The 13351-nt window shown below is 69.5% G+C and carries 20 protein-coding genes; 11 read left to right on the forward strand and 9 right to left on the reverse strand.

Features of this window, described 5'->3' with window-relative positions; all coding sequences use genetic code 11:
- The first annotated feature begins 252 nt into the window (after positions 1-252).
- On the forward strand, positions 253-1530 hold the full coding sequence (locus ACQ5SO_RS17085) for an AAA family ATPase (protein ID WP_430942843.1): 1278 nt from the start codon (positions 253-255) through the stop codon (positions 1528-1530).
- A gap of 829 nt (positions 1531-2359) precedes the next feature.
- Here ACQ5SO_RS17085 and ACQ5SO_RS17090 read toward each other — a convergent pair.
- The 7 genes from ACQ5SO_RS17090 to ACQ5SO_RS17120 all read right to left on the reverse strand — a co-directional run bounded on the left by ACQ5SO_RS17090 (position 2360) and on the right by ACQ5SO_RS17120 (position 5244).
- Entirely contained in the window at positions 2360-3379 is a 1020-nt protein-coding gene (locus tag ACQ5SO_RS17090) for a tyrosine-type recombinase/integrase (RefSeq protein WP_430942844.1), read from the reverse strand.
- Positions 3355-3588 carry a hypothetical protein gene (locus ACQ5SO_RS17095; protein WP_430942845.1) on the reverse strand — a complete coding sequence of 78 codons (234 nt, stop codon included), beginning with the start codon at positions 3586-3588 and terminating at the stop codon, positions 3355-3357. Before ACQ5SO_RS17095 ends, ACQ5SO_RS17090 begins: the two co-directional genes overlap by 25 nt.
- The gene (locus ACQ5SO_RS17100; protein ID WP_430942846.1) at positions 3585-3821 is read right to left on the reverse strand and encodes a hypothetical protein; all 237 of its coding nucleotides are present in this window, start codon (positions 3819-3821) and stop codon (positions 3585-3587) included. The genes ACQ5SO_RS17095 and ACQ5SO_RS17100 overlap by 4 nt, the downstream gene beginning before the upstream one ends.
- Positions 3818-4075, reverse strand: a complete 258-nt coding sequence (locus ACQ5SO_RS17105; RefSeq protein ID WP_430942847.1) for a hypothetical protein — start codon at positions 4073-4075, stop codon at positions 3818-3820. Before ACQ5SO_RS17105 ends, ACQ5SO_RS17100 begins: the two co-directional genes overlap by 4 nt.
- Positions 4072-4275 (reverse strand): hypothetical protein, encoded by a 204-nt coding sequence (locus tag ACQ5SO_RS17110; RefSeq protein ID WP_430942848.1) that lies wholly within the window; start codon positions 4273-4275, stop codon positions 4072-4074. The genes ACQ5SO_RS17105 and ACQ5SO_RS17110 overlap by 4 nt, the downstream gene beginning before the upstream one ends.
- Positions 4272-4556 (reverse strand): hypothetical protein, encoded by a 285-nt coding sequence (locus ACQ5SO_RS17115; protein ID WP_430942849.1) that lies wholly within the window; start codon positions 4554-4556, stop codon positions 4272-4274. The genes ACQ5SO_RS17110 and ACQ5SO_RS17115 overlap by 4 nt, the downstream gene beginning before the upstream one ends.
- 100 nt (positions 4557-4656) lie before the next feature.
- Complete coding sequence (locus tag ACQ5SO_RS17120; protein WP_430942850.1) at positions 4657-5244, reverse strand: LexA family transcriptional regulator; 588 nt, start codon at positions 5242-5244, stop codon at positions 4657-4659.
- Between the two features lie 74 nt (positions 5245-5318).
- On the opposite strand from ACQ5SO_RS17120, the gene ACQ5SO_RS17125 reads away from it, so the two are divergent.
- From ACQ5SO_RS17125 to ACQ5SO_RS17170, 10 genes are all read left to right on the forward strand, one after another.
- On the forward strand, positions 5319-5612 hold the full coding sequence (locus ACQ5SO_RS17125; RefSeq protein ID WP_430942851.1) for a carph-isopro domain-containing protein: 294 nt from the start codon (positions 5319-5321) through the stop codon (positions 5610-5612).
- Positions 5609-6079: a hypothetical protein gene (locus ACQ5SO_RS17130; RefSeq protein WP_430942852.1), complete on the forward strand. Its 471-nt coding sequence runs from the start codon at positions 5609-5611 to the stop codon at positions 6077-6079. The genes ACQ5SO_RS17125 and ACQ5SO_RS17130 overlap by 4 nt, the downstream gene beginning before the upstream one ends.
- A gap of 141 nt (positions 6080-6220) precedes the next feature.
- Positions 6221-6523, forward strand: coding sequence for a hypothetical protein (locus tag ACQ5SO_RS17135; protein ID WP_430942853.1), 303 nt, complete (start codon positions 6221-6223; stop codon positions 6521-6523).
- The gene (locus ACQ5SO_RS17140) at positions 6520-6714 is read left to right on the forward strand and encodes a hypothetical protein (protein WP_430942854.1); all 195 of its coding nucleotides are present in this window, start codon (positions 6520-6522) and stop codon (positions 6712-6714) included. The genes ACQ5SO_RS17135 and ACQ5SO_RS17140 overlap by 4 nt, the downstream gene beginning before the upstream one ends.
- Entirely contained in the window at positions 6711-7925 is a 1215-nt protein-coding gene (locus ACQ5SO_RS17145) for a CHC2 zinc finger domain-containing protein (RefSeq protein ID WP_430942855.1), read from the forward strand. Before ACQ5SO_RS17140 ends, ACQ5SO_RS17145 begins: the two co-directional genes overlap by 4 nt.
- On the forward strand, positions 7922-9547 hold the full coding sequence (locus ACQ5SO_RS17150; protein ID WP_430942856.1) for a DNA primase family protein: 1626 nt from the start codon (positions 7922-7924) through the stop codon (positions 9545-9547). The genes ACQ5SO_RS17145 and ACQ5SO_RS17150 overlap by 4 nt, the downstream gene beginning before the upstream one ends.
- 293 nt (positions 9548-9840) lie before the next feature.
- Positions 9841-10521, forward strand: a complete 681-nt coding sequence (locus tag ACQ5SO_RS17155) for a hypothetical protein (protein WP_430942857.1) — start codon at positions 9841-9843, stop codon at positions 10519-10521.
- The gene (locus ACQ5SO_RS17160) at positions 10518-11006 is read left to right on the forward strand and encodes an HNH endonuclease (protein WP_430942858.1); all 489 of its coding nucleotides are present in this window, start codon (positions 10518-10520) and stop codon (positions 11004-11006) included. Before ACQ5SO_RS17155 ends, ACQ5SO_RS17160 begins: the two co-directional genes overlap by 4 nt.
- A 54-nt stretch (positions 11007-11060) precedes the next feature.
- Positions 11061-11348, forward strand: coding sequence for a hypothetical protein (locus ACQ5SO_RS17165; protein ID WP_430942859.1), 288 nt, complete (start codon positions 11061-11063; stop codon positions 11346-11348).
- 95 nt (positions 11349-11443) lie between these two features.
- The gene (locus ACQ5SO_RS17170; RefSeq protein ID WP_430942860.1) at positions 11444-12670 is read left to right on the forward strand and encodes a site-specific DNA-methyltransferase; all 1227 of its coding nucleotides are present in this window, start codon (positions 11444-11446) and stop codon (positions 12668-12670) included.
- Here the strand turns inward: ACQ5SO_RS17170 and ACQ5SO_RS17175 are convergent.
- Positions 12660-12884 carry a DUF3489 domain-containing protein gene (locus tag ACQ5SO_RS17175; protein ID WP_430942861.1) on the reverse strand — a complete coding sequence of 75 codons (225 nt, stop codon included), beginning with the start codon at positions 12882-12884 and terminating at the stop codon, positions 12660-12662. The two genes, ACQ5SO_RS17170 and ACQ5SO_RS17175, sit on opposite strands and share 11 nt — an antisense overlap.
- Positions 12881-13258 (reverse strand): hypothetical protein, encoded by a 378-nt coding sequence (locus tag ACQ5SO_RS17180; RefSeq protein WP_430942862.1) that lies wholly within the window; start codon positions 13256-13258, stop codon positions 12881-12883. The genes ACQ5SO_RS17175 and ACQ5SO_RS17180 overlap by 4 nt, the downstream gene beginning before the upstream one ends.
- Between the last annotated feature and the right edge of the window lie 93 nt (positions 13259-13351).

Genomic DNA, 13351 nt, shown 5'->3' on the forward strand with positions numbered 1-13351 from the left:
CCTATCGGAGTCGCCACCCTTCCGTTTTTGCGAATGATTTCAACCGCGCTCTACAGTTTTATGAGGGGCGTTCTACAGAATGGCCTAGCTTCGCCAGACTAGCCCTATGTTTGTACCCTGATCCGCGAGCCCAGCCCCGCTTCGGACCCTTAGGGGCCCCCCCACGAATTGGCCCCTCGATCTTCTTCCCAGAGCACTCTACGATTCCACAATCGGCTTGCAGGTGCCGGACTTTTCACCGAGACAGAGGTCATGCTTCAGGAGTTGAAAATCGAGCGCTTCAAGTCCGTGCGTGAGGAGACTCTCTCGCTTGGCAGGGTGAACCTATTCATCGGAGGCAATGGAAGTGGGAAATCAAACCTGCTGGAGGCAATTGGTTTGGCCTCTGCCTGCCTTGGACGCGGGCTTGGCGACTCCGACATTGGGGCGAAAGGGCTGCGGATCACCCCCCCAGAACTCATGAAATCTTCGTTTAAAAATGAAGAACTTCCCAAGACCCTCAAGCTGCAAGCTCAATTTTCTGGAGACCTCTCCTACTCAACTTCACTCCAGAGCAGAGAAAACGACCCACTTCTCCGGTTCTTTTCAGAGTCCGCCTCGGTTGGGCGCGACAAGATATTTGGCCGAAGCAATCGAGGTGCCAGAGCAACCGGCGTAACCCATGCCGAGAGGCTCGAAAGTCACCGGGGTCTCTGGGACCAGATTAAAGCGACATACGATCTGCCACGCATCGCCGCGGACGCATTTACCGAATTCGCTCGCTTTGCAATCTTTTCACCACAAACTGACTTCCTGCGCGGACGTCAGAGTGGTCGCGTTGATGCGCCTCCAGTGGGGCTCCGCGGCGAGGGCTTGCCAAATGCCGTGGCCTCGTTTCTCGCCGAGTACAATAGACTCCGCCTCCGAAATCGGCGGGGCTCTACTCCCAAAACTCCCGAATGGGAGATTTTGAATACTTGCCTTCAATTGGTCTGGCTACCCGGCTGGGCCAATAGCTTCGGCACCCATCGAGGCGAACCGCATCTTACATCCAGAGATCTGGTAGACGCCTCAAGGGAGACCGTCTTCTTCGTGGACAAGTATATGCACGGAAAGAGAAATAAACTCTCCGTGTACGACAGCAGCGAGGGGACGCTCTTCCTTCTATTTGCAGCAATACTACTTGCGCACCCAGACTCACCCAAGGTTTTTGCGCTAGATAATGTCGACAATGCACTAAATCCTCGCCTTACAAGATTGCTAATTGAGCAGATTATTAGAGTCACTGAAGCCAGTGCGAACGCCTCCCTCGGGGCGAAGCAAGTCTTTTTAACCAGCCACAACCCCACTGCGCTTGATGCATTTGATCTTTTCAATGACGATCAAAGGGTATTTGTGGTAAGCCGGAATGAGAAGGGACATACTCAAGCAGCTAGACTGTCTCCCCCACAGGGAATGACGAGGCAAGAATGGCAAGTCGCTAGAGGCGGGCGCAACTTGTCTCAAATCTGGCTGGACGGAGATGTACCGGGGGCGCTGGGTAGCTTGTGATGCGAATTGGGGTGGTATGCGAAGGGCCCACTGATTTCTGGGCCATTCAGGCATTTTTTGGAAACTGCCTCGCTACGCGAGGCAAAAATACTGAGTTTTTCGCGATACAGCCCAAGATAGACATGAGTTCACCGGAAGCTGGCTGGGGACAGGTCCTCCTGTGGCTTAAGAAGAACCCTCCCGAAACACGCATTCAACGATACTTTGGAGCAGGCTTGTTCAGCGGGCAACTAGCAACTCCACCGCTCGACTGCCTGTTATTTCAGCTCGACGCGGACGTACTCGAGGAACCGAGCTTCTTACACTTTCTCGAGAGCGAGTACCAGCACACGCCAAACGCAGCCGCGAACGCGGCCGCGCGCGGAAGTGAAGTCGCCAGAATTCTCGAAGTTGCCTGCTGCTTTGGCGCAATGACCAAGGCAGATCAGGATCGCCACGCCCTCGCGCCAGCGGTAGAGTCGACCGAAAATTGGTGCATTGCCGCATTCACGGCGCGACCTGAGGCCTTTGAAGAAATACAGGGGCGAGACCTAATTGACCGCTTCATGGTTGCGCTCGAGCAGTCTGAAAGCAGGGAGCCGAGCCCCCCCTACACAGCCATAAGTAAGAACATAAAAAGGCGAGAAATATTTTGCCGCCACCTGTCTGGCCAATCGGCGCGCATATACAATAGCTGCCAGAATTATCGCCAAGCAGTCGACCATATCGACCAACTTTGATCAGATGGAGTCAAGTGAAATTTGCGCCGAGCATTTCGCCGCCTCCCTCTTCATTGGGACTCGGAGCGAAGACCTCCGAGGCAGGCATGGCTGGCAACCACTAGAAGCCCTCACAACCCCCTCATCGACCGCAGCGCCTGGACCATCCGCCTCCGGTCTGCCGCCCGCGTGTACACCTCGATCTCGCCGAGCTGCTTGTGGCCGCTCATCGCCGCGATCTCGTGCACGCTGCGGCCTTGCTCGGCCCAGTAGATGCAGAACGCCTTGCGCAGCCCGTGGAGGCTCTTCTCCACGCCGGCTGCGCTCGCCGCGTCTCTGAACTTGTTGCCCAGGCCCGCGGGCCGGTGCGGGCGCCCGTACTCCGTCAGCAGCCACACCGCCCGCCCCTCGGTCCCGGCCAAGGCCGCCTCCAGCTCGGCCGTCATCGGCACATAGGCCATGGCGCCGGTCTTCGACTGCTTAACTTCCAGCGTCCCAGCGCGCACATGCCCCCAGCCCAGGCGGCACAGATCCGTCCGCCGCTGCCCGGTGTACAGCGCCACGTCGAAGATCAACCGCTGCGAGGTCCCGTGCGGCCAGCGAGCGCGGAAGGCCTCGATGTCCTCGGCCGTCCAGGGCGCGAACCCGTCCGAGCGCGGCGGCGCGGGCAGCTTGACGCCCTCCGTCGGATCCGCCTCAACCATCCCGATCCGCAGCAGGTGCTTGAAGGCGCCGCGCAGCGCGCGGTAGTCGGCCCGCGCTGCGTGGGCGGACTTGCCGATCATCGCCGCCTCGATGTCAGCCTTCGCGACCGTCGCCAGCGGACGGTCGCCCTGGGCACGCATGATCCGCATGAGCACCGCGCGCCGCGCCTTGCGGGTCGCCTCGGCCAGTTGGCCGAACTCCGCCGATTCCATGTAGGCCAGCAGGCCCATCTTGACCGAGCCGCGCTTTGGCGCGTCTTCCGGCCGCCGCGTCCGGTCGCATTCGGCGTTGCAGGCGGCCCAGGCGGCGATCAGCTGCGGGTCGTCCGGCTCGACGCCATGGATCAGCGCCGTCTCCTTGCCGTTCGGCCAGCGGAAATAGTGGAACCAGCGCCCCCGCTTGCGCTGGGACTTGAGGCGCTTCATCCGAAGGGTCGTCCGCGCCACGCCTCCGCCTCCTTCGCCTCCTTGCCGATGGGGGCGTCGACGCCCTCGCCGGCGAATTCGAGCCGCACGGGCCCGACCTCGATGGCCGCGAGCCGAGGCAGGCCGCGGGCGGTCCAGTCGCCGAGGATCTCTTCGGCCCGCTCCGCCACCCGCCGGGCCTGATCGGCGGTGGGCAGGCGGCGAGCGGGGCCCTGAGGCGTCCGAGTCATCGGGCGGTCAGGCGCGCCAAATGCTCCCGCTCCTTCTCCGGCGCCTCGGCGATGGTATCGCGCAGGCGCATCATGGCGAGGCTTTCGGCGTCCAGCGCGCGCCCCCCTTCATCCAGCAGCTGCACCGCCTCGGCGCGCAGCTCGGCCGCGCGTTGGGGCTGTCCGGTGATGGCAGCGCCCTCCGCCTGGGCGGCAAGGCGCTCGGCGCGGGATCGATAGGTCTCCAGCCTCATGCCGCGCCCTCCGGGATCGGCGCGCTGCGAACGGCGCGGGCGCGCGAGGCGGCGCGGGCCTTGCGGGCGGCCAGCAGCGCGTTCCAGGCGACGGAACGGGCGTGACGCTCATGCACGCCGGGGCCGTGATAGAAGCGCGCTTCGCCGCGGCAGGCGGCGATTTCGACGCCGCTGGGCAGGATCTCGGCCAGCGAGCGGGACGGGTCGGCCATCGCCCGGGCGACGGCATAGGTTTCGAGCACGGATCGCATCATGCGGCCTCCTTGAAGATCAGGCATTCGCCGCCCTCGCGGGCGTCGCAATGGATGGGCGGAAGATCGGGGCGCGTGAGCGCGTCGTGGCCGGGGTCGGGCCGCGCGACGCACAGACCCTCCCTGTCGATCCCGAGCGCCTCGCGGACGTCTTCGTCGAGGCGCCGGAAGAAGCGGCAGCCGCCGCAGCGCGCGCGGGTCATGCCGCGCGGTCCTGGGCGGCGGCGCCCACGTCGTCGATGGCGAGGTCGGCGTTCACCGCCTGCTCGATGGCGCGGTCCAGTTCGGAGCGGGCCGCGGCCTCGCCCTCATGCGCCTCGAGCATGTCCGCGCGGGCGGCGTCGAACGCATCCTCGGCGCGGTGGCGGCGGCAGATGGCGGAGACGACGCCCTCGACCGCCGATCGTGCGACGGCGAGCGAGGCGCGGGCTTCGTCTCGGGCGCCGAGCAGGGCGTCGGCGGCTTGTTGCGGGGTGGTCGACATGAATCGTCACTCCTCTGATGAGAGATGACGAGACGTTATGTTTCGTAGCGCATCACGTCAACACGAAACGTAACGAAGCGATATGTCGCGCATCGCAAGGTCAGCCGCGGGCGCGCTTCACCCACAGGATCGGAGCCGCCCATTCGATCTGAACATCGCGGATGGGCGGCGCGTTATGGCTCTCGAGGGAATAGGTGCCCGAAGCGGCGCTGCGCAGGATCTTCACGTAAGTTCGACCATCGAGCAGGCGGACCACGCATTCCTGATTGACCAGCTCATCAGGCAGGGCGTGACGGTCATAGACCAGGACGTCACCTTCGTCATAGCGGGGGTACATGCTGTCGCCAGTCACGCGGACGGCAACGGCGGAAGGCCCGATTCCCGGCGGCGGATCAATCTCATCAAGCGATCCGCCGTCATCCAGCGGGAACACGATCGCCCCGGCGCCAACCTCGCCCACCAAGGGCACGCCCTTCTTCTCCGGCCCGCCTTCGCCATACAGCAGCCACTCGGGTGAAACGCGGAACGCCCTGGCGTAGACCTTGGCCACGTTGGGGCGCATCCCGTTCTGCCCGCTCTCGTGTGCGCGGTAGGTGACGGGGGACCATCCGAACTTGCGCGCCGCCTCGGCAGCGGTGGCGAAGCCGGCATTCGTCCGAATCTCTCGAAGGCGTTCAGCTGGGGTCATGTCACATTTTGTAGCGCCTAGCGCGTTACGTTTCATATTGACGTGTCGCGCTATGATCCGTAGCGTCCGCAGCCATGGACGCCATATTCGACCTCTGGCCCTCGATGGCCGCCCTTGCCCGCGACATCGGCGAGCGTGAGGGCACCGTGCGCGCATGGAAGCGCCGCGGCTCGATCCCCGCCCCGCGCCACGCCGCCGTCGTCGACGCGGCGCGAGCCCGCGGCATCGACCTGACCTTCGAGGGCCTCGCCCGCGCCTGCGCCGGCAGTCGCGAAGGCGAGACCCTCCCTGCCGACCTTCCCCTCCCCGCACCCTCGGCGCCCGGCGCCGCGGAGGACAGGAAACATTCCCGGAGGGCGATGCCATGACCTTGCCGCGCCCCCAGCGCCCCGGCTCGTATCACGGCATGATCTCGGACCTGCTCGACGCCTGCGGGCGCCGGGCGGTCGAGGCCGAGACCGGGCACCAGGGCCCCACCCTCTCCCGCTGGGCCGACCCGTCGGATGAGAACGGCCGCCGCATGCCGGTGGCCGCGCTCGACCAGGTCTGCCGCCTGTTCCCTGACGGAGCGGCGGTGGTCGCGCGCCATTTCGCGGCGCTGGCGGGCGGCAGCTTCGTGCCCGAGGGCGCCGGCACGAGCCCCTCGGCGGCCTGCGCGGACCTTTCGGCCTCGGTGGCCGAGGCGACGGGCCTGCTGCTCGCCGCGCTCGACCCAGCGGGGCCGGGCGGCGCGGCGATGACGGCCCGCGAGCGCGCGGACCTCTCGGACGCCGCCCAGCACGCCATCGACGCCGCCCGCTCGTTGCAGGCGGCGCTGCGGGAGGGCGAGCGATGAGAGGCCCCAGTTTCACCAGATCCCCGTCCGGCGCGCAGGGCGCCGGACGGGTCGCGGCCGGGCTCCCCCCGACGGCCGCGGCGGGGGCGGCGCAGGCGACCCGTGACCCGCGCCGCGCCGCCCCCGTGATGGGAGGGCGCCATGCCTGACCAGATCACCGCTGAAGAGCGCCGCCTGATCGACGCGCACCTGGCCGAACATGGCGCGCGGCGGATCCCGCGCGGGGTCGGCGGCGAGACCGACTGCAGCGCGTTCGGGATGCAGGCGATCATGCGCAACGAGATCCACATCCGGCAGGCGCGCGATCTGGCGATCGTGCGCGACGCCCCCCGGCATTCGGTCGATGAGTTGGCGAAACGCCACTTCGTCAGCACCTCGACGGTGCGGCTGGTCCTTCTGCGCCATGACGCCTGGGCGAAGGGCCAGGTGAGGCGGCGGCGATGACCAAGCCCGCCCCCGCCCAGCACCGCTGCGCCTTCTGCGGCGCCCCCGCCGCCTTCGGCTTCGGCCCGCCGCTGCGCCGCGACCGGATCTGGACCTGCGCCGCCCATCGCGGCCGGGCCGAGCCCGCCGCCGCGCCGCGCTCCGTCGCCCCGCCGGACCGCGAGCCCGATCTGTTCGGGAGGCGGGGATGAGCTACGACCTCGACGCCATCCGCGCCGCCATCGGGTTCCGCGAGGTGGCCGAGGCCGGGGGCGTCGTCTGGGACATGAAGAAGTCGTCGCCCCGCCGCGGCGACTGGTGGGCGCCCTGCCCCTTCCATGATGAGCGCTCGGCCAGCTTCCACATCGATGAGCGCAAGGGCCTGTTCAAATGCTTCGGCTGCGACGCCGGGGGCGACCTGTTCGCCTTCGTCATGCAGCGCGACGGCGTGGACTTCGCCACCGCCGCTCGGGCTCTGGCCGAGCGCGGCGGCATCGCACGCGAGGAATCGGAGGCCGACCGCGCCGCCCGGCTGGAACGCCGGCGGCGGGTGCTGGAGGCGCGCGAGCGCGAGGCCGAAGCCGAGGGCGCGCAGCGCTATGAAACCGCCCGGCGTATCTGGAGCGAGGCCCGCGCGCCCGGCCCGGTCCTGCACGGCTATCTCGAGGCCCGCGGGGTCGATGTCGACGCCATGCTCGCCGCCCTGGGCGGCTGGCCCGCCTGCCTGCGTTATCACCCGGACCTACCCTACTTCGAGCATCCCGGCGGGCGCCCGCTGGTGGTGCATCGCGGCCCGGCGATGATCGCCGCCATCGGCCGCGACCGACGGATGCGCGCCATCCACCGTACCTGGATCACCGAAACGGGGCGGGCCCGCTTCCCGGACGGCGGCAAGCTCGACAAGCGGATCGTGGGCAAGCCGCGCCGCATCTTCGGCGCCCCGATCCAGTTCTCGCGCCCCAGCGCGCGGATGGTGGTCGGCGAGGGCATCGAATCCACCCTCGCCGTCTGGTCGCGCCTGCTGCGCCGGGACGGGCCGCTCTGGTCCGCCGAGGCCGCGGTCAGCCGCGGGGCCCTTTGCGGCGGCGGCGTGGCAGAAGATCCGCCCCGCCTCAACCCGCATACCGGGCGCCCCGCGCCCTCGCCCTGGCCCGACCGGGACAGCCCGGCCTGGGAGGCGCCCGACGCGGTGACCGCGCTGGTCATCCTCGCCGAAGGCTCGGCGAAGGACCCGCTCTCGGCCGAGCTGCTCACCCGTCGCGCGGTGCTGCGCCACCGCCAGCGCCCGAACGGAGAGCTGCGCGCCTGCACGCACCGCCTCCCGGGCGGGCGCTGGGACCGGGATATCGACTTCGCCGACCTCGCCGCGGCCGAGGCCGCGCGGGGCCGATCATCCACCGAACTCGAGGGGGAAGCTCGATGACGGAAGAGACAGGGGGCGGCGTGCTCGGCAGCTTCGACGCCCCGCCGCCCGATGCCGAGGACGCGCTGGCCCGCGCCCGGCTGCCGCATACCGATGTCGGCAATGCCGAGCGGCTGCGCATGGCCCATGGGCGCGATCTGCGCTTCGTGCCCGGCCTCGGCTGGGTGGTCTGGAACGGGCGCATCTGGGAGGCCGAGTTCGGCGAAAGCGCCGCGCTCACCATGGCCTCGACCCTGCCGGACCTGCTGCTCGAGGAATCGGCGGCGCTGAGTTCGGCGCCGGTCCCCAAGGCGCAGCTCGACGCCTGGCTGGCCGAGAACGAGGGCGCGACGCCCGATGAGGGCCGCAAGGCGATCCGCGCGGCGCGCAAGCGCTCCGCCGCGGGCTACGCCAAGACCTGCGGGGCGCTGCCCCGGCTCAACGCCGCACTGACCCTGCTGCGCGACCATTGCCGCGCGCGGATCGCCGATCTCGACCCTTTCCCGTTCCGCGTCACCGCACCGAACGGAGAGCTGGATCTCGCCCGGCTCGCCGCCGAGGCGCCCGACCCCGCGGACTGCTCGGACGGCTACGGCGAGGCCTGGGGAGCCCATCTGCGATCCTGCCTCGCCCCCCACCGGCGCGAGAGCCTGTCGACCCGCAGCCTCGACGCCGCGCTGGACCCGGGCGCCGACTGCCCCGGCTGGACAGCGTTCCTCGAGGCCGCCCTGCCGGATCCGGCCATGCGCGCCTTCGCCCAGCGGATCGCGGGGTACTTCCTCAGCGGGCGCAACAACCTGCGCATCTGCGTGGTGCTGATCGGCCCCGGCGGCAACGGCAAATCCGCCTTCTCCAGCGGGCTTGCGAAGGTGCTCGGCAGCTATGCCGCCGCCTGCCGGATCCAGATGTTCCTCGAAAGCCGCGTCGCCGCCCAGGGCCCGACGCCGGAGGAGGCGGTGCTCCCCGGCGCGCGCGCCTACATCTCCTCCGAGCCCGAGGCCGACGACGTGTTCTCCGGCTCCAAGATCAAGGGGCTGACCGGCGGCGAGAAGCGCCAGGCCCATGCCAAGGGCAAGGCGCCCTTCGAATGGATCCCGAACGGGACGCCGATCATCTCGGTCAACGACGTGCCTCGGATCACCGACACCTCCGAGGGCATGTGGCGCCGCCTGACCTTCCTGCCCTTCAAGGTCCCGCTGCACGAGCTGCCGCCAGAGAAGCAGGTCTCCGACACCGTCTTCGAAGAGATCCTCGAGCGCGAGAAGGCCGGCATCCTGAACTGGATGATCGAAGGCTGGGTCGCCCTGCAGCGCGAGGGGCTGAACCCGCCCGAGGACGCTGCCCAGATCAAGGTGCAGCAACGCTCGCTGGCCGACCCGATCGGCGACTTCCTCAAGGAATGCACCACGGCCGAGGCGGCCTCTTCGATCCAGTCGAGCGACCTGCACCGGGTGTTCGAGGCCTGGTGCGAACGCTCGGGCATCAAGCCCTTCGGCATCACCAAGTTCGGCCGGACCCTGATCAACAAGGGCCTGCTGCGGACCAAGAGCCATGGGGTGAACGTCTGGCGCCATCTCGACTGGTCGAAGGAGGACCACGTCTTCGAGCTGGTGATGAAGACCCTGCGCGACGCGCCGCCATGAAGACCGCGCCGCCCGTCACGTCACAGATGCGCCTCGGGCTCGGGGAGGGTTTGCGCGAACCCTCCCCGAAACGCTCCCCGCAACCCTCCCCCGCGCGCGGCGGCTTCGCGTCCAGCCGCGCGCCGCCCCCGCCTCTTCTCCCGCCAACTCTCCCCATCCTCCCCGGAGCCTCCCCGCTTTCGTTCCGATTTATCCAATGTATTCAACACTGAGGGGGACATGGGGAGAGTAGGGATAGTTAACAGATCACCATCAACCAAACCGGAAAAGACCCCTTAAGGAGGGTATATGCGATGATAGCGAAGAAACTGTCCCCCTCCTCCCCGGAGGCGACCGACGCCGAGCTGCTGCGCGCCGAAGAGGCCGCCCTGGGCCGCGCCCTGCGCGCCCACCGCAAGGCCCTGCGGACGCGCCCGTCCCTCGACGACGGCCCGGACGGGTTCGCCCGCGGGCCGGTGGAGCTGGCCTCGGTGCTGGAGGTGGACTGGGACCTGCGCCGGGGCGAGTACCGCCCGCGCCCGCGCGCCGTGGTCCGCCGCGCCGGGCCGCAGGTGCTGGCCGCGCTCCCGCTCCACTGCCGCGACGCCGCCGAGGCCTATGCCGCCACGGTGGAGCTGGTGGCCTCGGTCCGCAGCCCGGGCGAGGGCGGGGCGAAGGGCGGGATCTCGGATGGCGGCGCGGTGATGCGCTGCGCGGCGGCCGAGGACCTTCGCCGCTGCCGGGACGCCATCGGGACCGGGCTCGCGCTGGACCCGCGCGGGCGGCGGGCGCATCGCGACCGGGCCCGGCGCCCGCTGCCAGTGCGCGAGCTGGTCGACGCCGCCGCCCTGGACGGGCTGAGCCTCTCGGCCATCCTCGCCCGCGCGGGCTGGTCCCGCGGCCCCTCGGTGGCGACCCCCGCCCGCGCGGCGCTGGAGGCGGCGCTGGAGCGGGTCGCGCTGGTCGTGGGCATCGTGGTGCAGCGTGGCGCTTGACGGCTCGATGCGAGCCAATAAACCTCTTACCCAATCTCGAGAACTGCGCCCGGACGGCCCCCGCCGCCCGGGCGCAGCTGTTCGGAGGCCCCGCCATCCCCCGCAAGCCCTGCGCCCATCCCGGCTGCAAGCGCCTCGCCGGGCCGGGGCTCGCCCGCTGCACCGCCCATGAAGCCGCCCACCAGCGCCGCCGCCAACGCGAGGCCGACGCCTCCCGCGCCGCCAAGCCGAGCCGCCGCTGGTATTCCACCGCCGCCTGGCGTGCCCGCCGCTTGAACCAGCTGCGCCGCGAGCCGCTCTGCCGCCGCTGCGCCGCGCTGGGGCGCACGCGCGAGGCGGCGATCGCCGATCACGTGGTCCCCCACCGGGAGGACCGCCGGGCCTTCTGGGAAGGCGCGCTCCAGTCGCTTTGCAAGCCCTGCCACGACGGGGCCAAGCAGCGGGAGGAGGCGGCGTCTCCGCCCCTGCCCTTCAGGAAACATTAACCGAACATCGACGAATTGGCGCCACCTTCGCCCGACTAAGCGAAGGAGCCCGACATGCCCAGCTACCGCCTGATCTACACCCCCTCGCTCGATGAGCCGCCGATGATCGACGGAATCGTCCATGCCGCCGATGAGGTCGAGGCGCGGAGCCGCGTCCCCTCGCTGGGCGACCAGCTCCTCGTTCTGGACCTCTCCGCCAAGCTCGGCAGCGACACGCTCCGCGAGGAATGGATGGCGGGTGAGCGCTGGGTCGAGGCGCTGGTCGAGCGGGAGCGCGCCGGTCCCGGCAACTCGCCGCGCGCCGAAGCGCTGATCGGGAGCTTCGAGCGCGCCCACGGCTAGGGGAGGGGCGGTCTCGATCTCTGCCCCGGCCCGACAGGACACCAGCGGGCACAAGCAAATTTTTGCGCGCGCCGTAATTGCATAGGGGGGGTCTGATGACCGCTGCTTCCTGGCCCGCCGACCGGGTCGAACGCCGCCCGCTCGCGGCCCTCACCCCCTGCGCCCGCAACAGCCGCACGCATTCGGAGAGGCAGATCGCGCAGATCGCCGCCTCGATCCGCGAATGGGGCTGGACGATGCCGGTGCTGGTGGACGAGGCGGATGAGATCATCGCCGGCCATGGCCGCGTGCGCGCCGCCGAGACTCTGGGGCTGACCGAGGCGCCGGTGATGGTCGCCCGCGGCTGGACCGAAGCGCAGCGCCGGGCTTACGTCATCGCCGACAACCGCCTGGCGGAGGCCGCGGGCTGGGACGAGGCGCTGCTGGGCGAAGAGCTGAACCTGCTCGCCCAGGGCGGGTTCGAGCTGGAGCTGACCGGCTTCGACGGGGCCGAGCTGGACCGGCTGCTCTCAGGCGGCGGCCACGGGCGCGAGGATGAGGACGAGGTTCCCGAGCCGCCGGCCGAGCCGATCACCCGCCCGGGCGATCTGTGGATCCTCGGCGCGCACCGGCTTCTGTGCGGCGACAGCACCGACGCGGCGCAGGTCGCGCGGCTGCTCGGGGGCGTGCGCCCGCACCTGATGGTCACCGACCCGCCCTATGGCGTGAACTATGAGCCCGACTGGCGCAACAAGGTGGTGCGCGCCGACGGCTCGGCGGTCAGCGCGCGGGCGACCGGGACGGTGCAGAACGACCACCGCGCCGACTGGCGCGAGGCCTGGGCGCTGTTCCCCGGCGACGTCGCCTATGTCTGGCACGCCGACAGGTTCTCCGGCGCCGTCCTGGAGAGCCTCGAAGCGACGAGCTTCGAAGCCCGCGCTCAGATCATCTGGGCCAAGCCGCGGCTGGTGATCGGCCGCGGCCACTATCACCACCAGCACGAGCCCTGCTGGTACGCGGTCCGCAAGGGCAAGGGGGCGAGCTGGAAGGGCGACCGCAAGCAGACCACGCTCTGGTCCATCGAGCATCGCAAGTCGGAGACCGGCCACGGCACCCAGAAGCCGGTCGAGGCGATGCGCCGCCCGATCCTCAACCACTCCGCCCCCGGCCAAGCGGTCTACGAGCCGTTCTGCGGATCGGGCACCACGCTGATCGCCTGCGAGACGGAAGGCCGGGCCTGCCTCGGGATGGAGATCGACCCGGCCTATTGCGACGTGATCGTGAAGCGCTGGGAGGAGCTGACAGGCGAGACCGCGCGGCGGGAAGAGGCGGTCAGCTGCTGATCCGGTAGCGGACCGGCGCGCCCCTGGCGGGGCGCTCGGCGCTCAGCGGCAGCGCGAGCCGCCCGCGCACGTCGCGCGACAGGAACCCGCGGACCGTCGCCTCGCTCCACCCGGTGGCGGCGGCCAGCTCCGCCGCCGCGGCGCCGCCGGGGCGGCGCAGCAGGTCCAGCACCGCGGCCCGCTTGGAGCCGGGGCGCGGGGCGCGCCCGCTCATTCTTCGTCCGCCTCGATCTCGGCCTGGGCGACCAGGGCGGTGAGGAGGGGCAGCCCGGCGGGAATGCCGGTCTCGCGGCTCATGCTGCGGCCGACCCGCCAGCCCATGTAGCGCTCGATCGCGGCCTCGGTGGCGGCGGCGAGGGCGCGGCCGCCGGCGAGCTGGTTCTCGACCTCGTCCGCGAAATGACGCCCCGCGCGGCTGTCGAGGAAGTCCCGCACCGCCTCGGGCGCCCCGCCCGTGCGCCGGGCGATCCCGGCGAAGGCCAGCGCCCAGGCGGGCTCGGCGGCGGGCGCGTCCCAGCGGGAGGCCGAGCCGTAGAAGCCCCAGTAAGCGTTGCGGGTCTGGAGGGCGGCGGGGGCGGCGTCGAGCATCTGGCGGGCCTTTCGATTTGCGTTCCGTCGGGACCACACATCGCTCTGAGCCCGAACAGCATCAAGTCTCAAGTGTATGTTTTTGATGATCTT

Origin of the sequence: Rhodovulum sp. DZ06 (assembly GCF_050586345.1) — a bacterium.
Taxonomy (GTDB): domain Bacteria; phylum Pseudomonadota; class Alphaproteobacteria; order Rhodobacterales; family Rhodobacteraceae; genus JBOCEF01.